Genomic DNA, 23,227 nt, shown 5'->3' with positions numbered 1-23,227 from the left:
ACCTTTCACAAACAAGACTGAATTACTTCTTTTTTTGTTCCAATTTAGTAAATGAGTCTAAATTAAATTAGTTATTATTTAATAGTAATTAGTCTGTTAGTATTTTCTAAACCTATATTAACAATAATGCTGTGATGTTTATATACGTTTTTCGATTAATTTGTGACAAATTTGTTAAGGTTTTAAAATTCCTATCGAGGAAAAATATGTATGTATTTTTTTACCTGGAAATTTTATCCTTTTTGTTCGAAACTAATAATTGTCTATTTTTGCAAAAGAGTGGGATAATACGAAGGAATACATAGACAGAGGAGAGCAAAAAATGAAGGTAAAAGTGAATCGTAATGCAGCAAAAGCTTTGAAAAAAATGTTAGAACAAGAAGAAGCACAAGGAAAACTATTCCGTGTTTATGTCACAAGTATTCATGGGGACCATGCCCATTATGATTTAAGGCTTGATACCCCAAGCGAAAACGATGTGGTAGTCACAAGTGATAAAGAAATTGATTTCATCCTTGATAAAAATGATCCAACTTTAAATAGTATCTGGATCCAATATTTCCAATTACCGAAAGAAGAATGGCTAATTACTAACCCAACCATGGGTGTTCATCACCATCATTAATAGAAATACATTAAAAGCGCTTGTTATTGGCAGGCGTTTTTTTATTATTAAAATTTTTGGGGGACAGATAAGCAGGTTTACCCTTCTACAATTATAGAAGGGAAATCTTTTTGCACTAAACCTTTATGATATTGGAGGAGAGAATGACTCCAAAGTTCTTATATCTATAATTAACACTTATTTCGAGGATATGATAAATGAAGTAGTCCATTATTAATTTGTAAATGTATTAAATGAGCCTGTGTTGGTTCAGGAAGGTCAATTACTCGTTCAAAATCACCATATACGCGCTCTCTCATCATTTCCATTTCAAATGGTAACACAGGTTTTATACTGCCATTAATTTTTAATTGTGTATTTGAAATTAAGCTAAGCGAAATATCTTCTTGATTTACTCCAGGTATTTCAAAAATAATAAAGTTATAATAATCATTTTGATATAGATCAAATTTTGGATTAAACGATACTTCTCTAAAAAATTCATCGGGTTGTTTTTGCTTGAGTACATTAGACCAAAAATTGCTCTCTCTATATTGGTTGGTAATCTCTAGCCATTTTCTCATTTTTTCAATATCCATATTACTGCTCCTTTAAAGTTGATTGGCAATAGGCATTGAAGGGTTAGCTATTTGATCCTGATCACTAACATCTGTATCTATATTACCCGAGTTCATAAGAGAAGAAGCTGGTGAAAAATCACCTAAAGAGAAATTTGCTCCAACAAATTTACTATTAGCAGTATGGCTGTTATGCACGGTAGGACCAATATCAACATTCCCGTTTTGGGCAGCTCCATTTATCTTGAAATTTAAAATATTGATTTGAAATGGCATATCAAAAAACTCCTATATTATAAGATTGGTGGTACAGGTTGAAATGGTGTATTTATATTAGTAGAATCAGTAGTTCCAATGGAGGTTTGATCATTTACATCTGGATCATTTAACAGGTTTTCCATCATTGCCTCAGTTGGTGATGTATCTCCATATGAAGCATTAATTCCTTGTAATTTACTATTGGCTGTGGGGCTGTTATGAGATGCTTCCCCTATAGTTATGGAACCATTACCCGAAATACTGTTGATTTTTAGATAATATAAATTGATAACAACCGATGACATCTTTAAACACCTTTCTATTCTTGGCTTATGGGTACTATATGCAATAGAGTGCCTATATGTTACTTAATAAAGGATCCAACGGAAAATCGCAGAGTCCTTGTGTTTTTTATTTATAATACCGATGTTATGTAAACTTGAGAGTTTGATTAGTTTTTAGAAATGATGTTAATCTAATAATAGGAAAAGTCGAAGGGAGTATGTGTTTACATATGGATAAATTAAAAAATGACATTGAAATCAAGCTAGTTGCACTCGACATGGACGGTACGCTATTAAATAATAAAGGACAAGTTTCGGATGCGAATCGCCAAGCCATCAAAGACGCTAAGGACAAAGGAATATATGTGGTTCTAAGTACAGGCCGTTCGCTTTTGACAAGCCGTGAGCATGCTGACTCATTGGAACTAGATTCTTATTTGGTCACCGTTAATGGGAGCGAAATATGGGATAATCAACGTGAATTAGTAGAGAGGAACTTGGTAAAGTCCGAGCTTGTTGAGTGGATGTGGAGGTTATCGCAGCAGCATAACACTAAGTTTTGGGCGATTAGCACGGAACGTAATTGGCATAATGAAATGCCAGAGGACTTACATACCTTAGAATGGATGAAATTTGGCTTTAATATCGATGATGACGATACAAGAGAGATAATCATGAAAGAATTACAGGCAAAGGGTGAATTTGAACTTAGTAATTCCACGTTGAAAAATATCGAAGTGAATTCGGCCGGCATTAATAAAGCGAAGGGTCTTGAGATTGTTTGTAACAGGCTCGGATTGGATATGAAAAATGTAATGGCGGTTGGTGATAGTCTGAATGATTTGGCGATGATTAAGGCAGCCGGCCTGGGAGTTGCGATGGGAAATGCTCAAGAACTTGTTAAAGAGTCTGCAGATTGGGTGACCTCCACAAATGAGGAAGACGGAGTCGCAAAAGCAATCTACAAATGGGTTTTATAAACATTGTTCATTTCCAGTAAAATTTTGAAATTCTCATGGTATAGGAAAAAATGAAATGGGTAAAAATAATTATGCAATCAATTTGCAATTTACATGTAATTGTTACATGCTAGGAGGCTACAAAGAATGGAATCAGGTAAAGTAAAATGGTTTAACAGTGAAAAAGGTTTTGGATTCATTGAGCGTGAAGGTGGAGAAGATGTATTTGTTCACTTTTCTGCTATTCAAGGCGAAGGATACAAAACATTAGACGAAGGTCAAGAGGTTACGTTTGAAATTGAAAGTGGCCAACGTGGACCACAAGCAGTAAACGTCCGTAAATCATAATGACCCGCCGATAAACAGACCCAGTCTTTGGGTCTGTTTTTTTTATAATATTGCGATGTGCTCCATTTACCGTTAAGAAGAGAATATAATCTTCACGGTAAATGAAAGGGCACTCCATTTACCGTGAAGAGGAAAAAACCGTCCCCCTGGTAAATGAAAGGTCGCTCCATTTACCATGAAGAGGAAAAAACCGTCCACCCGGTAAATGAAAGGTCGCTCCATTTACCATGAAGAGGAAAAAACCGTCCACCCGGTAAATGAAAGGTCGCTCCATTTATCATGAAGAGGAAAAACCTGCCCACCCGGTAAATGAAAGAGTGCTCCATTTACCATGAAGAGGAAAAAACCGTCCCCCTGGTAAATGAAAGGTCGCTCCATTTACCGTGAAGAGGAAAAAACTGTCCACCCGGTAAATGAAAGTGCACTCCATTTACCGTGAAGAGGAAAAAACGTCCACCCGGTAAATGTAAGGTAACTCCATTTACCATGACTTAAAAGAATCTGCACGGTAAAAGAAATACACTAGAAAATCCCCCTTTGCAATAATACGCAAAGGGGGTTTAACTTTCTAAACTAATTATTTATTTCTTTAACTCTTCCAACTTGTCCGTCAGTAAGCCTGACTTTTATGCCATGAGGATGAAAGTTGGACTTGGTTAATATATCCTTGACGGTCCCCTCTGTTAGTTTCCCACTTCGTTGATCCGCTTTTAGGACAATTTTGACGAGTGCACCCGGGGAAATATCTACTCGATTTTGCCCGTTAGACACCCATTTTTCTCCGAGAATTACTTACTTTTTTCGTCTGCTGGCTTTGCAGCTTTTTAGTTGCCATCGAGTTGTTTGAACTTGAAGTTCCTCCGGCAGATTTATTCTTCTTATTTTGCAGTTGTTGTTTCATCGCTTCTTGCAAACTTATCTTTTTCTTCGGTTCTTCCTGTGGATTGGTTTGATTTTCATTACTCATAAAAAATCCTCCTATTAATGTGTTAAGTCCATTATAAGCTATTTTCATCCAAATAATAAAATTTACCTCATAATTTAAAAAGATAGTTAATTTGGCGATTGTAAAAGGCCGTTCAATTACATGAGGGGCTTTTTTGAATGATTTAGTCGAATTATTTTTGCAGGATTTTAACAGTGGGGTGAGAATTATATTAATATGATAATTCAAAAAGGGGGATTAGCATGAGTATCCAAGTAATAGAAAAAGAAGAAATGAAGGTTGTTGGGATTTCATGGAACGGAACTTATTCACAAATTAGTACACTCCCAACTCTTTTTAAAAAGATGGTAAATAGACTAGAAGAAGTATCTTATCAAACGAATGAACCTGTTTTAATCGCACCTTTTCATAGCAGAGAAACCGAAATTACCTATTATGTGACAACACCAGTAGAAAAAATCGAGGAAATTCCAGAAGGTATGGTTGGCTTTACAATTCCAAGTAAAAATTATGTTTTTGCTACACATCGAGGAAGCCTTGAAGAAGTGGAAAATACATATAAACAAATTTATTCTTGGATGGAAGAATATGGCTACGAACAGGATCACAATGCATTAAGTATGGAAGTATTTAAAGAAGAGCATAAACATCAAAATGAGAATGGTGAACTTTATTTCGATATTTATTTGCCTGTAAAGACTTATAAACAATAACTAAGTCGGGAATATTAAGATCGTAAAATAAGCCTAGGATATTAATATTGTCCTTAATTAGAGCGGATTACTTTACTATTAGAATGAAATATCATAACATATAAATATATATTCAAATAATTTCCTTCGGGGTCAGGTGAAATTCCTAACCGGCGGTGATGAAGCTAAGCTTCTTAGTCCGTGACCCGGTTAACATTATTATGTTAAGCGGTGGATCTGGTGAAACTCCAGGGCCGACAGTTAAAGTCTGGATGGGAGAAGGAAAAGACAGGATTAATAGTAGGGTGAAGTGTACCTATTTTTAAGCCTTTATTTTCTATTGCCTTTTTACTGGACCCTGATGACTTATTGTTATCAGGGTCCTTCTTTTTTTAGAGTAAGAATTAAAGGGAAACATAGTAAGGAGTAGGAACAATATGTTTACTGGAATTATTGAAGAAATTGGCGTGGTTGCAAACATCCAGCGGACTGGCGAATCGTTTGTGTTAACCATTGAAGCAAAAAAAATACTGAACGATGTCCATCTTGGTGACAGTATTGCTGTTAATGGGGTTTGTCTAACGGTTACATCCTTTACTGGGAAACTGTTTACGGTAGATGTTATGCCGGAGACTGTCAGAGCCAGCAGCTTAAACATGGTAAAACGGGGTTCAAAAGTAAATCTTGAACGGGCGATGGCAGCGGGTGGAAGGTTTGGCGGCCATTTCGTTTCAGGACATATTGACGGAACAGGTGTAATCAAAAGTAAACAATCACTTGAAAATGCGATTTACTATGAGATTGAAGCCGAAGAGGAATTATTGAAATATGTAATCTTAAGAGGGTCGATTGCGGTTGATGGGACAAGCTTAACCGTATTTGCCGTTTCGGAGAATAGTTTTACATTATCCATTATCCCGCACACATTGTCAGAATCGATTCTAGGTCTAAAGGGTTCAGGGGATATTGTTAACTTAGAATGCGATATGATAGGAAAATATGTTGGTCATTTTATTAGTAATTTTTCTAATCAACCGCCGCAAAAAAGCAGCAAAGGGATAACCGCTAATTTTTTAGAAGAGAATGGATTTTTTTAAACTATGTTCGTTACATCATGATTGAAAGGAGAGATACCCGTGTTTAATTCAATTGATGAAGCACTATCGGATTTAAAGGAAGGTAAGGTAGTCATTGTCTGTGATGATGAGGATAGGGAAAATGAAGGGGACTTTATTTCCCTAGCTGAAAAAGCAACACCCGAGGTCATAAATCTCATGGCCACTCACGGACGAGGTCTAATCTGTGTGCCAATTGATGAGGATTTAGCCAAGAAGCTTGACTTACATCCAATGGTTACCAATAACACAGATCCGAAACGAACTGCTTTTACTGTCAGTATTGATCATAAATTCTCTACCACTGGCATTTCTGCATTTGAAAGATCCGCAACCGTTTTGAGTATGGTTGACCCAGAATCAGAAGCCGCTGATTTCTTAAGACCAGGGCATATTTTTCCACTCATTGCTAAACAAGGTGGAGTTCTGAAGAGAAATGGACATACAGAAGCAGCGGTGGATCTTGCCAAATTATGCGGTGCTAAGCCTGCTGGGGTTATTTGTGAAATTATGAATGAAGACGGAACGATGGCCCGCGTTCCCGATCTTTTCAAAATTGCTGAGAAAATGAATCTTAAAATGATTACGATTAAGGATTTAGTTGAATACCGAATAAAAAAAGAAAACATGGTTAAGCGGGAAGTTTAACTAAAAAAATCGCTAATACACAAAACAATTGATGGAGGTATATACATGGGAAATATTTTTGAAGGAAATTTAGTTGGCTCTGGTTTAAAAATTGGAATTGTTGTTGGACGTTTTAATGAATTTATTACCAGTAAATTATTAAGCGGTGCACAGGATGCACTTAAAAGACATGGCGTTAGCGAATCAGACGTGGACCTTGCGTGGGTTCCCGGGGCATTTGAGATTTCATTAATCGCCCAAAAAATGGCCAATAGCAATAAATATGATGCGGTAATTACGTTAGGAACAGTTATTCGCGGTTCAACTCCACATTTTGACTTTGTTTGTAATGAAGTAGCAAAAGGTGTTTCTGCGATTAATTTAAAAAGTGGCATTCCGGTTATTTTTGGAGTGTTAACAACAGATTCAATCGAACAAGCCATTGAGCGTGCCGGAACAAAGGCGGGTAATAAAGGTTGGGATGCAGCAACGGCTGCGATTGAAATGGCAAATTTATGCAGAAGTATTGAAGCATAAATTATTGTAAAAAAACATATACAAATCATTCCACTTTTTCTATAATTAACGTAACAAAAAATATTTTTAAAATTAGGTGCTAAAATCTTATTCGAGATTTTAAGCTTAAAAGGGAAGTTGGTAGAAGCCAACGCGGTCCCGCCACTGTAAATGGGAGCAACCTATATTATGTCACTGTCAATTACGATGGGAAGGCATAGGAAGCGTTGATCATGAGCCAGGAAACCTGCCTAATTCTTGTGCGCCAAGTAACCTACGAGGATAGGAAGGTGTTGAAGGCTAGACTCCTTTTACTTTTGCTAGTAATAGAATCTATTCATACCAACATCTCCATCAAAACGTGGAGATGTTTTTTGTTGTTATCTACGCCAATTTGTTTGGCACAAGAAAGATTTATTTTTTGTTACATACAAGATATACCACAGAAAGCAGGGAGAAAAATGAAAAAATTGTATTCATTGCTGTTAGTAGTATTATTGACAATAGGAGTGTTAGCGGGTTGTGCTGAAAAGAAAGACCAGGTTAACGAAGAAAATAAATCCAGCGTTGAGAAGAAAACGGCGGAGATTACATATCCCCTTACGATTACAGATGCAGCCCAAACCAAAGTTATTATCGAAAAGAAACCCGAAAAGATCGTTTCTCTTATCCCAAGTAATACTGAAATTGCTTTTGCATTAGGTTTAGATAAAGAAGTGGTGGGCGTGTCTGATTTCGATAATTATCCGGAGGCTGCAACAAAAAAGGAAAAAGTCGGAGGTCAAGAAATTAATTTAGAAAAAATTATTTCCTTAAAGCCTGATTTAGTGTTAGCTCATGCCTCTTCAGCGCACAATTCTGAAGCAGGACTGCAGCAGCTAAAAGATGCTGGGATTGCAGTTTTAGTTGTAAATGATGCCCAAAATATTGATCAAGTTTATGATTCCATTGATATGATTGGGAAAGCCACCGGTGAAACTGCGAAAGCAGATGAGATGATTACAGGGATGAAGGCTAAGTTGGCCGAAATTAAAGCAAAGGCTGCGGGAATAAAAGAAAAGAAAAAGGTATTTGTTGAGGTTTCACCTGCACCAGAAATTTATACACCAGGAAAGAATACGTTTATGGATCAGATGATTAGTATCATTAATGCAGAAAATATCGCAAATGATCAAGAAGGCTGGATTAAAATTGACCAAGAGGCAATGATTAAACGTAATCCTGATGTTATCGTTACAACATACGGGTACTATGTGAAAAATCCGACGGAGCAAGTTTTAAGCAGAAAAGGCTGGGAAACAGTCAACGCTGTAAAAAATAAGCAAGTAGTTGATGTGGATTCTGATCGCGTTACTCGCTCAGGCCCGAGGATTATTGAAGGAGTAGAAGATCTTGCGAAGGCTGTCTATCCTGAAGTTTTTAAATAATAAGTATCTTGCCTATATTATAGCGGGAATTTTCCTAGTTCTTTCTATCTTATTAGGTATTTCAATTGGAACGGTGTCCGTTCCAATCTTAACCCTTATTAAGATTATCACTGCTAAGTTATTTGGGGTTATCTCATTGGAAACAATCGACCCCATGTATTCGAGTATTGTCCTAAATATTCGTTTACCTAGAGTGATCTTATCAGGTCTTGTCGGGGCTTCCCTTGCTATTGCAGGGGCAGCCTTTCAAGGACTGCTTAGAAATCCGTTAGCAGATCCTTATACATTAGGTGTATCCTCGGGAGCGTCTGTCGGGGCAGTGTTGACCCTGTTTTTTCAGCTTTCCATTCCCTTCATTGGATCCTTTACATTACCATTGTTAAGTATCCTATTCTCTTTTTTTACAATCTTCCTAGTTCTCATGTTTGCGAGTAAAATCGAACGCTCAATGCGAGTGGAAACCATTATATTAACAGGTATTATTTTCAGTTCCTTTTTAGGAGCCCTAATTTCGCTTATGATTGCACTAACGGGAGATGAACTCCGGCAGATTATTGGCTGGCTTTTGGGAAGTGTTTCAATGAGGGGCTGGGATTACATAAAAATCATTTTCCCATTTTTCATCATTGGCTCATGTTTGCTCCTCTTTAATGCAAAGGAACTTAATGCGATGTCATTTGGGGAAGAACGGGCACAACATCTAGGGGTTAATGTACACAAGAGAAAGCTCTTAATCTTGACAGCCGGCTCGATATTAACAGGGGCAGCCGTTGCGGTGTCAGGCACCATTGGTTTTGTTGGTCTGGTCATTCCACATCTGTCGAGATTATTATGGGGACCAGATCATCGCCATCTTCTTCCTTTGTCAATCATAACGGGGGCAGGTTTTTTAATTTTAGCTGACTTGATTTCGAGAACGATCATTTCTCCAACAGAATTACCGATTGGTGTCATCACTGCTTTAATTGGTGCTCCAATATTTGCAATAATCCTGCTACAAAGAAAAAGGATGGAAAGAAGTGGTTAAAGGATGCTTAGCGTTCAACAGGTTTCTGGTGGATACTCGAATGAAGCGGTTCTGGAGGACATTTCTTTTGAAGTGGAAAAGGGAGAACTTTTCGGAATCCTCGGTCCGAATGGAAGCGGGAAGACAACCCTTTTAAAAATGCTAAGCGGCATTTTACCAATCCAAAAAGGTGAGATTCAAATCAACGGAAAACGGCTCCAGCAATACAAGGCAAAACAATTGGCCAAAATAATTGCTGTCCTGTCCCAACATTCATCACAATCTTTCTCTTACACGGTGAAAGAAACCGTTTCGCTCGGACGTTATGCCCATCAAAAGGGGTTGTTTCAATCTTGGGGTCCCGCTGATGAAGAGGTTGTCCAAAGAGTAATGAATCAAATTGGTGTATCTAGTTTCCAAAATAAGAATATTCAGGAGTTATCAGGAGGGGAAAAACAAAGAGTTTTTCTCGCCCAAGCGCTCGCCCAAGAGCCTGAAATCCTTTTATTAGACGAACCTACCAATCATTTAGATTTATCCTACCAGAAGGAATTGTTAGATTTCTTAAAACAATGGACATCAGAAAATCAGTTAACGGTCATCTCTATTTTTCATGATTTAAACCTTGCTGGGCTTTATTGTGACCGGCTGCTTCTCCTTGAAAACGGACGGATTAATATCAATCACATTCCTAATGAGGTGCTTCGTGAAGAACGAATCAGAGACGTGTACCATACTGACATTCAAAAACACCCTCACCCTAGAGTTGCTGCACCACAGATGGCATTATTGCCAAAAGTAAATCACAACAAGGTCATGTTTACAATAGATGAGTCAAGGTTACATATATCAAAGGAATGGATTGAATTAACTTCTTCCATGCCATTAAGGACCATGTCCTCAGGAGTAATTGGTTCGGGTACCGGATGGCATCAGACGTTTGTGAATCGACATGTCAACAAGGATTACAGATGTAATGACCACCGCAGCGAGATGGCCTTATTTTTGAAATCAAAAGGGTTTGAACCGTCGGAAACTGTGGGCATGATGACTGCAGTTATATTGGAAGATGTCGTTTACAAAAGATATACCGATACTGGCTTCTCGATATTTGCGGTTGTAACAGCAGGGGTTGGAAATGCGATTGATGCTTCGAAGAGTGAACTACATTCATTTGAAATGATACCTGGAACTATCAATACATGGATTTTTGTCGAAGGAGAGTTAACAGAAGAAGCCTTTATCCAAAGCATTATGACCGCCACTGAAGCAAAAGTTAAGGCATTGAATGATCTAATGGTAATGGATGAAGTTTCCGGAACCTTCGCGACCGGAACATCGACCGATAGTATTTTAATAGCTGCTACACAAACGGGCGATACGCTAGAATTTGCAGGAACGATTACTCCGTTAGGAAAGCTCATCAGCAAAGCTGTTTATCAGTGCACGACAGAAGCGATTCAAAAATCAAGCAAAAGGAAACGAAAATGTTAGTCTATCATTTAGCCGCTATTACAATTGCTTATATTATCGACATGTTTATTGGAGATCCACCCAACTGGCCTCATCCTGTTAGATGGATTGGTACAATGATTTCATTTTTAGAAAAACGCTTGAATAAGGGAAAGTTAAAAAAATGGAAAGGGGTAGGAATGCTCCTTTTTATTTTACTCTTTGTTTATTTCATTGCCTTCGTTTTAATTTTGGTCGGTTATCGTGTTCACCCATTTGTCGGGATATTAGTAGAAAGTATTATTATTTCTACAACTATTGCTCGAAAGAGTTTAAAGGAAGCTGCCCTTGAGGTCTATCGTCCGTTAAGTGAAGGGGAACTTTCTGAAGCGAGGAAAAAGCTATCCTATATTGTTGGCCGTGATACAGAAAGCCTTGATGAAGGTGAAATTGCAAGGGGTGCCATTGAAACGGTGGCTGAAAATACCAGTGATGGTGTGACTGCCCCGATGTTTTGGGCACTCATTGGCGGGGCACCACTGGCGATGGTTTATCGAGCCACTAATACATGTGATTCAATGGTGGGCCACATGAACGATAGATATAAAGAGTTTGGCTGGGCTTCTGCAAGATGGGATGATGTAATGAATTGGATTCCCAGTCGATTAACAGGCATGACCATGCTGATTGGAAAACGACCAGTAGAGATAGGTTTTAAGGATGCTTGGATGATTTTGTTCCGTGATGCGAAAAAGCATCCAAGCCCAAACAGCGGCTGGGGAGAGGCGGCTGTTGCAGCTATTTTAGGGATCCAGCTGGGCGGTATCAATTATTACAAAGGGATTCTATCGAACCGCGCAAAAATGGGTGATCCGATTCAAATGATCCAAGCATCGCATATTCTTGGAGCAAATACTATTCTTAGCAGAACGGTCTTTTTATTTTTACTACTATTATGGATTGGGGGAGTATTCTTTGAGTTGGCCTTCACATGGATCGAATCCTCAATATTTATATAAAGCTATGGGATTAGCGCTCCCAAAGGAGTTTATCGATTTTAGCGCAAATATTAATCCACTTGGTCCGCCAACTGCACTAAAGGAAAAGTGGTTAGATTTTTTTCGAGAAATTCATGTGTACCCAGATCCGTTTGCAACCAAGCTTACGGACATGATTTCAAAAGCAGAACAGACCAAGAGTGATACTATTTTAATTGGCAATGGTGGAGCAGAAATGATTACACTGCTTGGACGAATGCTTGCTGGTAAAAGAGTCCTCATCATCGAGCCGACTTTTTCAGAATATGAGGAAGTATGTCGGGCAAATCAATGTGAAATTGTCTATCATCAATTAGTTGAGCCAGACTTTACATTGAACCCTACCGATCTACGCACAAGTCTAATAGATGTGGATGCTATGTTTTTGTGTAACCCTAATAACCCAACCGGAATTCACTATCCTCCGTCAACGATAATCTCAATCGTAGAAGAGTGTGAAAAACGAGATTGCCTGGTCATCTTAGATGAAGCTTTTTTTGATTTTTTAAACGAATATGAATCATTTGTTCCATACATAAACCGATTTTCAAATTTAATTATTATTCGCTCGCTGACAAAGATGTTTGCTATACCAGGAATACGCTTAGGGTATTTAGTCGCTCAATCAGAGATAGTTTCAGAACTGAGCAAGCAGCAATCCCATTGGAGCACAAATACTATTGCGTTACTAGCAGGGGAAGTTTGTCTTCAAAACGAAGCTTTTATTAAAAAGACACAAGAATTTATTGGTCATGAGCGTAAGAGGCTTTTTGCTTATTTTCATCAAAATAACTATATTGCTTCGTCATCCGATGTAAATTTTTACTTACTACAGGATCCGCTTTTAAAGGATCAGTTCACATTATTTGAATTTCTTCTTCATCAGGGAATCATCCCACGACATACTTTTAATTTCCCAGGCTTGGAGGGAAGATGGCTGCGTTTTGCCATAAAAGGTCATGAAGAAAATAATCAATTAATGGAGGTGTTAACACAATGGCGGCATCAAAACTCATCTTCATAACAGGTGGTGTGAGGAGCGGGAAGAGCAGCTTTGCGGAGAAGACAGCAATTGAAATGGCAAGTAAAACTGGAGGTCGACTTAGCTATCTGGCTACGGGTGTTGCTTCAGATTCAGAAATGAAGGAACGAATTAAAAAACATCAACAGGATCGCTTAACAGGGGCTAGCGAGTGGAAAACATATGAACAGTCCGTTCAAATAGGAAAGATAGAGAATGAATTTAATGCCGAAGATGTGGTTTTACTAGATTGTCTGACCACACTATTAAATAATGAACTATTTTCTTCTGAGCAAAAATGGGATGAACGATTTTTAACCACTGTTAAAGATACTATTCTCATCGGGATTACTTCTATATTGGAACGGGTCGGAACCATGTTAATCGTGAGTAATGAGGTTTTATATGAATCCTTACTTGGCAATGAAATGGTGTTTAAATATGGCCGTTTACTTGGACAAATCCATCAATACTTAGTTAGGGAGGCGGACCAAGTGTACATTGTGGAAGCAGGGATTCCAATCGTCATGAAGGGAGCAATATTATGAAAGGACTCATGATTCAGGGGACAGCTTCAGATGTGGGCAAAAGTTTAATCGTAACAGCCCTGTGCAGGATCCTTTCCAACGAGGGAGTAAGGGTCACTCCGTTTAAATCGCAAAACATGTCCAATAACTCTTACGTAACAAGCGACGGAAAAGAGATTGGAAGAGCACAAGGAATTCAAGCAGAGGCTGCTAGAGTAGAGCCTTCGGTATGGATGAATCCGATTTTATTAAAGCCGCGTTCCGCACAAGACGCTGAAATTGTTTTTCTAGGTAAAGCAATCGAGACCCTTTCAGGTCGCGGGTATCGGGATCACTTTTATGAGAAGGGGTTAGCAGTAATTAAGGAATCACTTCAACAACTTGCAACTGAATTTGATGTAGTCGTAATTGAGGGAGCAGGCAGCCCAGTTGAAATCAATTTAAAGGACCGCGAACTTGTTAATATGAAGGTGGCCGAATTGGCGGATATACCAGTAGTTTTGGTTGCTGATATTGATCGCGGCGGAGTGTTTGCAAGTATTGTTGGCACGCTTGATTTACTGGACCCTAACGAAAGGGAAAGAGTAGTTGGTGTGATTATTAATAAGTTTCGCGGCGATCGCAGCTTATTTGAGGATGGAGTTCAGTGGCTCGAAGAAAAAACAGGTGTTCCTGTATTAGGTGTATTACCGTTTGTTGAAAATCATATGATTGATGGCGAAGACTCATTATCGATCAGAACACAATTTCCCTATCCGAAAAAAGGGACACTAGATATTGCTGTCATCCACCTCCCGTTTATTTCAAATTATAGTGACTTGGAACCATTCTTATATGAGGAAGATGTAACAGTCCGTTGGGTCAAAAATTCAAGTGAATTCGGACAACCGGATGCGATTATCCTACCTGGTACAAAAAGTACGATCAGTGACATGCAAAATTTACGAGATAAACAGTTAGATATTTTAATCAAAAAACATGTGGTCAATGGCGGTTTTATTGTAGGTATCTGTGGTGGGTATCAAATCCTCGGTGAAGAATTGATTGATAAAGAAGGTAGGGACACAAACATTCCTAACTACAAGGTTAAAGGATTAGGAATGATCCCAGCGACGACTACTTTTTATCAAGAAAAGGAAACGAATCAAGTCAATGCTCAGTATCACAAAGCTACTGGATTACCTGCAACTCAACGGCTAGAGGGCTATGAAATTCATTTAGGAAAGACTACCTTTTCTAAAGGCGGGATTCCATTTTTAACCTTTGCCAATGGGGAAGATGATGGGTATTTCGGAAATGACGGACATATCATTGGAACATATCTTCATCATCTTTTTCATAATGATGAGTGGAGAAATCAATGGTTAAATATGATTCGGAAAAAGAAAGGTCTGCCAGTCCAAGGAATTAAATCTATTAGCGAGTATAAAGATAAACGATTTAATATTTTAGCAAATGAGATGATAAGTCACATAAAATGGGATCTGATGAAAAAGCTCATCCATCAATGGGGTTCAAAATGATGATGTTCTGGAAAGGTTTTTTAATCGATATTCAATTTTTTACTGCGATCCCAATCAGAAGAGAATTGCCAATGGATAAGGAACATCTTAAAAAGGCAGTGCAAGCATTCCCGTTAGTAGGATTAATGCAAGGAATCATTTATTCTGCGCTCTTATATCTTTGTTTGGAATTTACTCCTTTTAGCCACCTTGCTTCATCCTTCTTGCTTTGGCTGGCAACAATTCTCTTGACGGGAGGAATTCATCTCGATGGCTGGATGGATGCGAGTGATGCTTTTTTTTCCTATCAAGATCAGGAGAAAAGGCTTGAAATTATGAAGGATCCTAGAACAGGTGCCTTTGGTGTTCTGTCCATTTTGGTTTTATTAAGCTGTCGGTTTCTATTTATTTATGAAAGTATAGCGAATGTTGAAAACGTCCTATTTATCATTATTGCACTTATTCCTTTTTTAAGTAAAAGTGTCATGGGAATTCTGTTGTTAACTGTGAAGACCGCCAAAAATGACGGACTCGGCGCATTGTTCCAAAATGCGGCGAAACCGCAGTCACTTTGGCTGTATCCCATTTACTTAATCTGTCTGCTCATTTTAGTTAGTTTTTTTAATAAGCAATTCTTCAATATAGGTATATTAATTCTGATTTCAGCATGCTGTATATTTCTGTTTCGCCGAAAAGCAGTGAAATGGTTTGGCGGTATTACCGGGGATGTCTTAGGTGCTGCGGTGGAAGGGACTGAGTTACTACTGTGGATGACCGTGTGGTTATTGCATTATTTCGTCATGGTGTAACCGAAGAAAACAAACGAAAAGCTTATTTAGGATGGAATGATTCTCCTTTATCTCCTGAAACTAAGAAGCTCGTCATTTCAAAAAGTTATGAGCATTATTATTCTAGTGACTTGCAGAGATGTGTTCAAACAGGAGAAAGATTATTTTCAAATGCTAGTATAAATCTTGTCAAAGAATTACGAGAAATGAATTTCGGTCAATGGGAAGGGAAAACGTACGAAGAATTAAAAGAAAATGTTCACTATCGCAATTGGCTGAGAGCTCCTAATTTACATCTACCGCCGGAAGGTGAATCATATCATGAATTCACTAGTAGGGTTGATTCTGGCTGGTCTAATATTACCGACGAGCTTCTTATGTCAAACGATAAAAGCGCTGCGGTAATTACTCATGGCGGAGTTATTCGCTATCTGTTATCAATGTTTGCACCAGTCAAAAGAGAATTTTGGGCGTGGGAGGTAAAGCATGAACAAGGATACGAACTCATTTTTGAAAGAGAATCACTAAGGAGGGGTGAACGATGCATTTTATTATTGGAGGTGCCTTTAACGGCAAAAGGGCATGGGTAAAGAATACCTATAGCTGTTTCAAGAATAAACATTGGGTTTCAGCTTACGATGACCACACTCTCCCGATAAATTTAATTGATTTCAACGAGGGCGTAGTGATTCTTGAGGGAGTAGAAATTTGGCTGAAAGATTTAATAGCCACATTCGATGCCGATAAGTGCCGTCAGATATGGGCCAATAATTTAGAGGAATGGACTACTTGGGAAAATGCAGATGAGCTGCGCAAGTTAATTGTGATTGGAACTGATATAACAAAAGGAATTGTTCCAATGGAGGTAGAAAATAGACGATGGCGGGATGTAACAGGTTGGGCTTTTCAAGATATCGCTGCCAAAGCAGAAAAAGTTGACGTCATTTGGTATGGATTAAACCAAACTATAAAGTAAAGGGGAATGGGAATAATGAGAATTTACACAAGAACAGGTGACAAAGGAAAAACAAGCATCATCGGTGGAAGGGTAGATAAAGATGACATTCGTGTTGAAGCATATGGAACCGTGGACGAAGTGAATTGCTTTGTCGGGCAGGCCATACAAGAACTGGACCCCAATATATTTAAGGACGTTCTGGCCGATCTTGAAAAAATCCAACATGAATTATTTGATTGTGGTGGAGACCTCGCAAATGTGACAGCGAAGCGGGAATTAAAACTTCACCAAGAGTCCATTGATTACCTTGAAAAGAAAATCGATGAATACATTGAAGAAGCGCCTGAGTTAGAGCGATTTATTTTACCAGGAGGAACTAAACCATCGGCTTCGATTCATATCGCTAGAACGGTGACTAGAAGAGCCGAGCGATTAGTTGTTAAGTTGGTGAAAGCTGATCCAAAAACTTCTGAAATAGCGTTGATGTACCTTAACCGCCTGTCAGACTATTTCTTTGCGCTAGCAAGAGTGATCAACTTCCGATTACATGTCAGTGATGTAGAATATGTTCGCAGTGCGAATGTGTTTAGGGATGGGAAGCGTAAGGAGGAAAAGTAAATGAAAGGAAAATGGGTTAGCGGACTGGCAATGTTAACGGCATTGTCTGTGGTCGGAGCTATGATTAAAATTCCAGCTATTGTCGGCAGCGTCGCATTGGATGCATTCCCTGCACTTTTGGCAGCAGTCTTGTTTGGGGCAGGGGCAGGTGCATTAGTGGGGGCATTTGGGCATCTATTATCGGCATTGATTGGTGGGTTCCCACTAGGGCCCATGCACTTTTTAATTGCTGTCGAAATGGCTGTGCTGGTTTGGGTTTTTGGGCACATGTATAAAAATAATAAAATTTTAGCATGTGTTGTTTTCATCATTGGAAACTCATTGGTTGCCCCGTTACCATTTATTTATTTAATGAATCTAGGATTTTATTTGGGGATTATTCCTTCTTTGCTCATTGGTTCCATCATCAATACGGTCATCGCAATGGTGGCAATTCCACGAATAACTTCACTTGTAACACATGGATTACCCAATCGGGATGTCAAACAATGAGGGATATCGTAACCATTCCTTTTAGCGGTGGGAACTCCCTCATTATTGCTTGTGATAATAGCGGAGCGATTGGAATGAAGGAGCAAGATCTTGTTCATGTACCCTATGAAACCGTAGCTTATTATGCATTTAGAGTTGCCGCAATGGAATGTATAGCAGCAGGAGGGGAGCCTATTTCAGTACTGCTGCATAACTTTTGTGGAAATGAACCTTGGGATGAGCTAGTTAGTGGAGTAGAAAAGGGGCTTTCTGAACTAAAGTTATCAGGGGTAAGTATTTCTGGAAGTACAGAAAGTAACTTTCAGCTTCTGCAATCAGCCATAGGGTTAGTGGTCTTAGGGAAGAAATCGTCTGCTAAAATAACCGACCGAACTTTCTCAGAACAATTGAAATTGGCTGTTGTTGGTTTACCGCTAGTTGGAGATGAAGTGATCGAACAAAATGATCAAATTGCACCTCTATCGATATTCAAAGAGGTCAGCAAGATTAAGGATATTATGCTGTGGCCGGTTGGTTCTAAAGGGATTTTATTTGAACTTAACCAAATGTTCTTTAATGAAGAGTTAACAAAAGAAAGGATCGTCACTACCGTTGATATAATCAAATCAGCTGGCCCATCCACCTGTTTCATGGCCGTTTTTCAACCCGATCAGGAAGAAATCCTCCGAAAAATCACAGGGGACTTGTTCCATACCTTAGTAATAAAAAAATAGCACCGGCTTGGTGCTATTTTTTATTACTGCTGAATTCTTTCAATGAGAGAATTAACTCCCTTGCCGACCTTATATAAAACTTGATCCAACTTTTCTTTCCAACCTGGAGCATTTTCTTTGATCGTTTCCCCGATTTTCTGAGCATTTTCATTTAATTCCTTGCTAATTTTCTTCGCCTGTTCATTGATACTTACTTTTGTCGAGCCTTTACCGGCTAGTTGATCATTTATAGAAATCACATCAAAGCTTTCTTTTGGAAGATCTTGAACAGATTTCTTCATAATCTCCTTAAATATAGGTACCACATTAGCCGAACTTGGACTTGGCAAATAATGTTCCCGATCAGTTTGGTCAAACCCTATCCAGATGGCGCCAACCAGATTTGGCGTATACCCGACCATCCATTGGTCCTTCGTTCCACTAATATCATTATATGGCAGCTGGGTGGATCCAGTCTTACCGGCTATTTGGACGTCAGGGATTCGGGCGCGCCGAGCCGTTCCTGTTTCGACTACATTTAAGAGCATCGATGTCATTTCATCTGTGACTTTTTCAGACGTTACTTTTGTGGTTTTTGCTTCATGCTCCGCAATCACATTTCCAGTTGGTCCAACTATTTTCGTAATTAAGTGGCTGTCTTCCCTCTTTCCGCCATTTGGGAAAGCTGAAAAGGCGTTAGCCATTTGCAGGGGAGAGACCCCAGTACTCATACCGCCCAGTGCAATCGCCAGGTTTTTATCTGCTTTCTCGACGGGTATACCGAACCGCTTTAAGGAATCGATTCCCTTATTTAAGCCAATCTCATTTAACAGCCATACAGCTGGGATATTCAGCGACTTCTCTAGCGCTTTGTACATCTCAACCTTGCCTTCATAGGTCTTTGAAAAATTTTCTGGCTTGTAGTTTCCGAAGCTGATTGGTTTATCAACAAGTTCAGATGAGTATTTATATCCTTCTTCAAGGGCCGGTGTGTAAACGGCCAGTGGTTTAATCGACGACCCTGGCTGTGCCCGTAATTGGGTTGCACGGTTAAATCCGCGAAATACATGCTCACCGCGTCCACCAACTAGAGCACTCACCCCGCCTGTACCCGGGTCCATTAGAACAGAGCCACTTTGAACAAGTTTTCCCCCTCTACTGCGTGGGAACAAGTAGTCTTCACTATACACTTGTTCAAGATCAGACTGCAGATTTTGATCCATCGCGGTGTAAATTCGATATCCTCTAGTTAGAATTTCTTCTTGTGTTAAACCATATTTATTGATTGCTTCATTAAGGACCGCATCCACATAATATGGATATTTTCGTTCCACATTGCTTCCGCCGCCATCATGTAGTCGAATTTTTTCTTTATTCGCTTTGTTATATTGCGAACTAGTAATCATCCCAAGTTCTTTCATTTTACTTAATACAGTATTTCTTCTTTTCATGGCTAAATCATAGTTGTTGTAGGGATTTAGGTAATTCGGTGAATGCAGTAAACCCGCAAGCATTGCTGCCTCACTGATAGTAACGTCTTTAATATTTTTATCAAAATATTTTTTGGAAGCGTTGCTGATCCCCCAGGAACCGCTCCCGAAATAAACTTGATTAAGGTACATCTGCAGTATCTCGTTTTTTGTATAAACTTTTTCAATTTTTACAGCTAAAAATAATTCCTCTGCTTTTCGTTTATAGGTTCGTTCAGGAGAAAGGAGGGCATTCTTTGTTAACTGCTGGGTTAACGTACTGCCGCCGCCCGTGATTCTGCCCGCAAACAAGTTACTGAAAAATGCACGAGCAATCCCTTTGATATCGAAACCGCCATGCTCATAGAATCGTTCATCCTCAATTGCCACGACAGCATTTGGGACATACTTCGGCAACTCCTCGATTTTTACTCCTTTTGTCCGATTCGTAGCGACATTACTTGCGATTTTCCCTTTTTTATCATAAATAACGGTCGGCTGACTGAGACCTTGCTTCAGCGATTCTACATTGGCTCTCATCGCAAGCCAGCCAAAATAAAGGATGGTAGTTAAAACTACCACTAAGATTAATAGTAATAATATTTGAGTTAAATGTTTCTTTTTCCAGAAAAGAACAAACTTTTCCCAATATGGATGCAATTTCTCCATGTAATCTCCTTACTTTCAAAAGTAATTTTTAATTCTTTTATTATAAATTTTATAAATTAAAAAGACTAGTAAAAGCCTATATAACAAGTAATATTCCCATATGTAACCAAAAAAACTTATGTGACGTCTAACGAATTGTAAAAAAATTAATTATTTTGTAGGGGTTAAGTGAGTGTGCTTCGTCTATTATGGTGAAGTGATTGGAAAACAGGAGGAAATTATGATAACAATAAAAAACTTAAGCCATGACTTTGTGATTGGAAAAAAAGGGAGACAAACGATCATTCCAGTACTTAAAGATATTTCTTTAAGTGTCAAGAAGGGTGAAATCGTCACTATTGTTGGCAGAAGCGGGTCAGGAAAATCGACGCTCCTTAACTTAGTTAGTGGTTTCATTCATCCGAAAGAGGGTGATATTTGGATTAGCGGGGAAAAAGTTTCAGATTTAAATGAATCAAAATTTGCGGACTTCCGAATCAATCATCTAGGATTTATTTTTCAAAGCTTTCAATTGATACCGAGCATGACCGCTTTTCAAAATGTGGAATTGCCGTTGATATTAAAAGGTGTAAATGAAAAGGAAAGAAAAGTGCAAACCGAAACGATGCTGCAAAAAGTGGGATTGCTAGATTACCAGGATCATTATCCTGGAGAGCTGTCAGGCGGGCAGCAGCAGCGTGTAAGTATCGCCCGGGCCTTAATTGTAAATCCCCCAATTATTCTTGCCGATGAACCAACGGGCAGCCTTGATAGTGAAACTGAAGAAGAGCTATTACTATTTATTAAGGAATTGAATAGGGATTTAGGAATTACGTTTTTAATTATCACCCATGATGATAAGGTAGCTGAGATTGGTAACCGTAAAATTGAATTAAAAGATGGACGCATTGTCCAGGAGGTGTTTGCATGAAGTTAAGAGACCAATTTCGCTTCGTCCGCCAAAATATGAAGAAAAATAGAACAAGAGTATTTATGACGATTCTTGCAACCGCAATGGGTTGTGCCTTCTTAATTGTCCTCGCCTCTGTAGGGTTTGGTTTACAGAAATCGGTGGTAAAGGAAATTACCGAACGGAGGGTCATTACCCAAATTGATATTCATGGTAAGGAAACAAAAGATGAAGGTATTTATCGCCCTTTAAATGATAAAGATGTTAAATTGTTTGAAAAGATAAACGATGTAAAAGCAGTGACAAGAAGGAAAATGTTACAGCAGGAGGGTGCTTTTACGATTGGGAAATATCAAGAATCGGCACCAACCTTTGTAGCAAATTTTCCGGCTGAAATAAAAGCTGGTTTTGAATTATCGGAAGGGCATATTCCAAAAGGGAAAAATGAAGTGGCCGTCGGTTATAATTTCTTAACTAATCTAGCTGACAAGGATGCGGGCGATGATCTGTATGATGAAAAGGGGCAGATTAAAGATGAGTATCTCTATAAAGGTGAATTACTTGGAAATGAAATAAACTTAACCGTAAAACAGTTTAAAGATGGTAAACAAGTAGAAAAAACGATCCCATTAAAGGTCGTGGGGATTTCTAAAAAACCAACAAAAGAATGGGCACAGGATAGTAGTGTCTTTATTTCCGATGAGATGTTAACTGAAATTGAGAGATTTACGGGGACACCCAAAGGATACATGTTGGATATAAATACAAATGAGGTACCAGAAGATCTTGTAAACAATAAAAATATGTATGATGAAGTAAAAATTTATGCCAAAAACATGGAAGCAGTTCAAAGTATATCTGACCAACTAAAAGAAAAGAATTATGCTACATATTCAGTTGTCAATGAACTAAAAGAAGTAAACATGGTGTTTATGATTGCAAAGGCAGGTCTGATCTTTATTGGGACCATCGCGATACTGATTGCTTCCATTGGAATTTATAATACGATGACGATGGCGGTGACCGAGCGGGCCCCTGATATTGGGATTATGAAAGCAATCGGAGCCAACCCGAAAACCATTAAACGAATCTTTCTGCTTGAAAGCAGTTATATCGGGCTTATCGGTGCCCTTATTGGTACGATCGTTTCTTATGGGATTAGTTATACGGTTAATTTTGTGATTCCATTAATTATCAAACAGGCTTTTGGCCAAGAGACGGATTTAGACCTGATTTTTAGTGATATTCCGCTTGTTTTACCGATTATCTGTGTTGTAATTTGTTACGCTGTTACTATCATTTCAGGATTACGCCCAGCACAGCGCGCAACAAAGGTCGATGTCTTAAAAGCTATGAGAAGAGAAGTGTAATGGATAAAAGAAAAAACCCATGATATCAGCGGACAACCATTTCCTCGTCCAAGCATATGTTAATAGAAAGATTGTTTAACAAAAATGGAAGGGGATGGGGAGATGATCAACTGGAAAGTCCGATTAAGAAATAAGAACTGGGTAATCGCGTTTGTTTCTCAAATCATGATTGTGGCTCAGATGGTGTTAGCAGCTTTACATTCTTCCGGAATCATTGATTTTCAGCTTACTGATGCTATTCAGAATGGTGTGTTAACCCTTGTGAATGCTGTGTTTGTTTTGTTGTCTATGTTAGGGATTGTACAGGATCCGACCACAAAGGGGTATAAGGATAGTGAACGGGCGTTAACCTACAAAGATCCAAACTAATGTATAATAGTCAG

General features: G+C 38.6%; 28 protein-coding genes, 1 pseudogene and 2 riboswitches. Of the genes and pseudogenes, 23 read left to right on the top strand and 6 right to left on the bottom strand.

The features are described 5' to 3' along the window. The first annotated feature begins 322 nt into the window (after positions 1 to 322). On the top strand, positions 323 to 625 hold the full coding sequence (locus tag FS608_RS11315; protein WP_144549958.1) for an iron-sulfur cluster assembly accessory protein: 303 nt from the start codon (positions 323 to 325) through the stop codon (positions 623 to 625). Positions 626 to 795: 170 nt separating this feature from the next. On the opposite strand, the gene FS608_RS11310 is transcribed toward FS608_RS11315, so the two are convergent. Genes FS608_RS11310 through FS608_RS11300 form a run of 3 tightly spaced genes read right to left on the bottom strand, consistent with a single transcriptional unit; the run spans position 796 to position 1,745 of the window. After that, positions 796 to 1,203 carry an Hsp20/alpha crystallin family protein gene (locus FS608_RS11310; RefSeq protein ID WP_144549956.1) on the bottom strand — a complete coding sequence of 136 codons (408 nt, stop codon included), beginning with the start codon at positions 1,201 to 1,203 and terminating at the stop codon, positions 796 to 798. 12 nt (positions 1,204 to 1,215) lie between these two features. Then, the gene (locus FS608_RS11305) at positions 1,216 to 1,458 is read right to left on the bottom strand and encodes a spore germination protein (protein ID WP_144549954.1); all 243 of its coding nucleotides are present in this window, start codon (positions 1,456 to 1,458) and stop codon (positions 1,216 to 1,218) included. A 17-nt stretch (positions 1,459 to 1,475) separates the two neighbouring features. Further along, the gene (locus tag FS608_RS11300; RefSeq protein WP_144549952.1) at positions 1,476 to 1,745 is read right to left on the bottom strand and encodes a spore germination protein; all 270 of its coding nucleotides are present in this window, start codon (positions 1,743 to 1,745) and stop codon (positions 1,476 to 1,478) included. 209 nt (positions 1,746 to 1,954) lie between these two features. Between FS608_RS11300 and FS608_RS11295 the strand changes: the two genes are divergently transcribed. Together FS608_RS11295 and FS608_RS11290 are read left to right on the top strand one after the other, a co-directional pair. After that, entirely contained in the window at positions 1,955 to 2,704 is a 750-nt protein-coding gene (locus FS608_RS11295; protein ID WP_144549950.1) for a Cof-type HAD-IIB family hydrolase, read from the top strand. 126 nt (positions 2,705 to 2,830) lie between these two features. Then, positions 2,831 to 3,031 carry a cold-shock protein gene (locus FS608_RS11290; protein WP_026566955.1) on the top strand — a complete coding sequence of 67 codons (201 nt, stop codon included), beginning with the start codon at positions 2,831 to 2,833 and terminating at the stop codon, positions 3,029 to 3,031. 573 nt (positions 3,032 to 3,604) lie between these two features. Here the strand turns inward: FS608_RS11290 and FS608_RS11285 are convergent. Both FS608_RS11285 and FS608_RS11280 read right to left on the bottom strand, forming a co-directional pair. Further along, on the bottom strand, positions 3,605 to 3,802 hold the full coding sequence (locus tag FS608_RS11285) for a YwbE family protein (protein WP_144549948.1): 198 nt from the start codon (positions 3,800 to 3,802) through the stop codon (positions 3,605 to 3,607). Continuing rightward, complete coding sequence (locus FS608_RS11280; RefSeq protein WP_098575308.1) at positions 3,795 to 3,998, bottom strand: hypothetical protein; 204 nt, start codon at positions 3,996 to 3,998, stop codon at positions 3,795 to 3,797. The genes FS608_RS11285 and FS608_RS11280 overlap by 8 nt, the downstream gene beginning before the upstream one ends. Before the next feature lie 221 nt (positions 3,999 to 4,219). Between FS608_RS11280 and FS608_RS11275 the strand changes: the two genes are divergently transcribed. The 17 genes and pseudogenes from FS608_RS11275 (at position 4,220) to FS608_RS11195 (ending at position 18,468) form a co-directional block, all read left to right on the top strand. Beyond that, a complete protein-coding gene (locus FS608_RS11275) occupies positions 4,220 to 4,690 on the top strand; it encodes a GyrI-like domain-containing protein (RefSeq protein WP_144549944.1) in 471 nt (156 codons plus the stop codon). Between the two features lie 118 nt (positions 4,691 to 4,808). Continuing rightward, positions 4,809 to 4,957, top strand: a riboswitch (FMN riboswitch). A 149-nt stretch (positions 4,958 to 5,106) separates the two neighbouring features. Further along, a complete protein-coding gene (gene ribE / locus FS608_RS11270; protein ID WP_144549942.1) occupies positions 5,107 to 5,766 on the top strand; it encodes a riboflavin synthase in 660 nt (219 codons plus the stop codon). 39 nt (positions 5,767 to 5,805) lie between these two features. Then, positions 5,806 to 6,429: pseudogene (gene ribB / locus FS608_RS11265) on the top strand (3,4-dihydroxy-2-butanone-4-phosphate synthase); the annotation flags it as partial. A 48-nt stretch (positions 6,430 to 6,477) separates the two neighbouring features. Next, positions 6,478 to 6,948, top strand: a complete 471-nt coding sequence (gene ribH / locus FS608_RS11260; protein WP_144549938.1) for a 6,7-dimethyl-8-ribityllumazine synthase — start codon at positions 6,478 to 6,480, stop codon at positions 6,946 to 6,948. Between the two features lie 57 nt (positions 6,949 to 7,005). Then, positions 7,006 to 7,196: riboswitch (cobalamin riboswitch) on the top strand. 192 nt (positions 7,197 to 7,388) lie between these two features. Beyond that, positions 7,389 to 8,354: an ABC transporter substrate-binding protein gene (locus FS608_RS11255; RefSeq protein WP_144549936.1), complete on the top strand. Its 966-nt coding sequence runs from the start codon at positions 7,389 to 7,391 to the stop codon at positions 8,352 to 8,354. Further along, positions 8,320 to 9,381, top strand: a complete 1,062-nt coding sequence (locus FS608_RS11250) for a FecCD family ABC transporter permease (RefSeq protein WP_144549934.1) — start codon at positions 8,320 to 8,322, stop codon at positions 9,379 to 9,381. Before FS608_RS11255 ends, FS608_RS11250 begins: the two co-directional genes overlap by 35 nt. Before the next feature lie 3 nt (positions 9,382 to 9,384). Next, on the top strand, positions 9,385 to 10,854 hold the full coding sequence (locus FS608_RS11245; protein ID WP_144549932.1) for a heme ABC transporter ATP-binding protein: 1,470 nt from the start codon (positions 9,385 to 9,387) through the stop codon (positions 10,852 to 10,854). Continuing rightward, the gene (gene cbiB, locus FS608_RS11240; protein ID WP_144550094.1) at positions 10,848 to 11,831 is read left to right on the top strand and encodes an adenosylcobinamide-phosphate synthase CbiB; all 984 of its coding nucleotides are present in this window, start codon (positions 10,848 to 10,850) and stop codon (positions 11,829 to 11,831) included. The genes FS608_RS11245 and cbiB overlap by 7 nt, the downstream gene beginning before the upstream one ends. Further along, complete coding sequence (gene cobD, locus FS608_RS11235; protein ID WP_144549930.1) at positions 11,788 to 12,873, top strand: threonine-phosphate decarboxylase CobD; 1,086 nt, start codon at positions 11,788 to 11,790, stop codon at positions 12,871 to 12,873. The genes cbiB and cobD overlap by 44 nt, the downstream gene beginning before the upstream one ends. Then, positions 12,846 to 13,418, top strand: coding sequence for a bifunctional adenosylcobinamide kinase/adenosylcobinamide-phosphate guanylyltransferase (locus tag FS608_RS11230; protein WP_144549928.1), 573 nt, complete (start codon positions 12,846 to 12,848; stop codon positions 13,416 to 13,418). The genes cobD and FS608_RS11230 overlap by 28 nt, the downstream gene beginning before the upstream one ends. Next, on the top strand, positions 13,415 to 14,920 hold the full coding sequence (locus tag FS608_RS11225; protein ID WP_144549926.1) for a cobyric acid synthase: 1,506 nt from the start codon (positions 13,415 to 13,417) through the stop codon (positions 14,918 to 14,920). The genes FS608_RS11230 and FS608_RS11225 overlap by 4 nt, the downstream gene beginning before the upstream one ends. Next, positions 14,920 to 15,708 carry an adenosylcobinamide-GDP ribazoletransferase gene (gene cobS / locus FS608_RS11220; RefSeq protein WP_144549924.1) on the top strand — a complete coding sequence of 263 codons (789 nt, stop codon included), beginning with the start codon at positions 14,920 to 14,922 and terminating at the stop codon, positions 15,706 to 15,708. The genes FS608_RS11225 and cobS overlap by 1 nt, the downstream gene beginning before the upstream one ends. After that, on the top strand, positions 15,678 to 16,277 hold the full coding sequence (locus FS608_RS11215; protein WP_260871644.1) for a histidine phosphatase family protein: 600 nt from the start codon (positions 15,678 to 15,680) through the stop codon (positions 16,275 to 16,277). Before cobS ends, FS608_RS11215 begins: the two co-directional genes overlap by 31 nt. After that, entirely contained in the window at positions 16,229 to 16,663 is a 435-nt protein-coding gene (locus FS608_RS11210) for a bifunctional adenosylcobinamide kinase/adenosylcobinamide-phosphate guanylyltransferase (RefSeq protein ID WP_144549920.1), read from the top strand. The genes FS608_RS11215 and FS608_RS11210 overlap by 49 nt, the downstream gene beginning before the upstream one ends. Before the next feature lie 15 nt (positions 16,664 to 16,678). Then, the gene (locus FS608_RS11205) at positions 16,679 to 17,263 is read left to right on the top strand and encodes a cob(I)yrinic acid a,c-diamide adenosyltransferase (RefSeq protein ID WP_144549918.1); all 585 of its coding nucleotides are present in this window, start codon (positions 16,679 to 16,681) and stop codon (positions 17,261 to 17,263) included. Beyond that, positions 17,264 to 17,755 carry an ECF transporter S component gene (locus FS608_RS11200; protein WP_144549916.1) on the top strand — a complete coding sequence of 164 codons (492 nt, stop codon included), beginning with the start codon at positions 17,264 to 17,266 and terminating at the stop codon, positions 17,753 to 17,755. It begins immediately after the preceding gene. After that, positions 17,752 to 18,468 (top strand): ATP-binding protein, encoded by a 717-nt coding sequence (locus tag FS608_RS11195; RefSeq protein WP_144549915.1) that lies wholly within the window; start codon positions 17,752 to 17,754, stop codon positions 18,466 to 18,468. The genes FS608_RS11200 and FS608_RS11195 overlap by 4 nt, the downstream gene beginning before the upstream one ends. A 23-nt stretch (positions 18,469 to 18,491) precedes the next feature. Here the strand turns inward: FS608_RS11195 and FS608_RS11190 are convergent, their stop codons facing one another. Beyond that, positions 18,492 to 20,585 carry a transglycosylase domain-containing protein gene (locus FS608_RS11190; RefSeq protein ID WP_144549912.1) on the bottom strand — a complete coding sequence of 698 codons (2,094 nt, stop codon included), beginning with the start codon at positions 20,583 to 20,585 and terminating at the stop codon, positions 18,492 to 18,494. Between the two features lie 220 nt (positions 20,586 to 20,805). Here FS608_RS11190 and FS608_RS11185 point away from each other — a divergent pair, with 220 nt between their 5' ends. From FS608_RS11185 to FS608_RS11175, 3 genes are all read left to right on the top strand, one after another. After that, positions 20,806 to 21,495, top strand: a complete 690-nt coding sequence (locus FS608_RS11185) for an ABC transporter ATP-binding protein (protein ID WP_144549910.1) — start codon at positions 20,806 to 20,808, stop codon at positions 21,493 to 21,495. Then, positions 21,492 to 22,844: an ABC transporter permease gene (locus FS608_RS11180; RefSeq protein WP_144549908.1), complete on the top strand. Its 1,353-nt coding sequence runs from the start codon at positions 21,492 to 21,494 to the stop codon at positions 22,842 to 22,844. The genes FS608_RS11185 and FS608_RS11180 overlap by 4 nt, the downstream gene beginning before the upstream one ends. A 102-nt stretch (positions 22,845 to 22,946) precedes the next feature. Then, a complete protein-coding gene (locus FS608_RS11175) occupies positions 22,947 to 23,213 on the top strand; it encodes a phage holin (protein WP_144549906.1) in 267 nt (88 codons plus the stop codon). The last annotated feature ends 14 nt before the right edge of the window (positions 23,214 to 23,227 follow it).

The organism is Bacillus sp. X1(2014) (genome assembly GCF_007678255.1).
The sequence above is the reverse complement of the archived record's forward strand: the minus strand, read 5'-3'. Positions and strand labels throughout refer to the sequence as shown.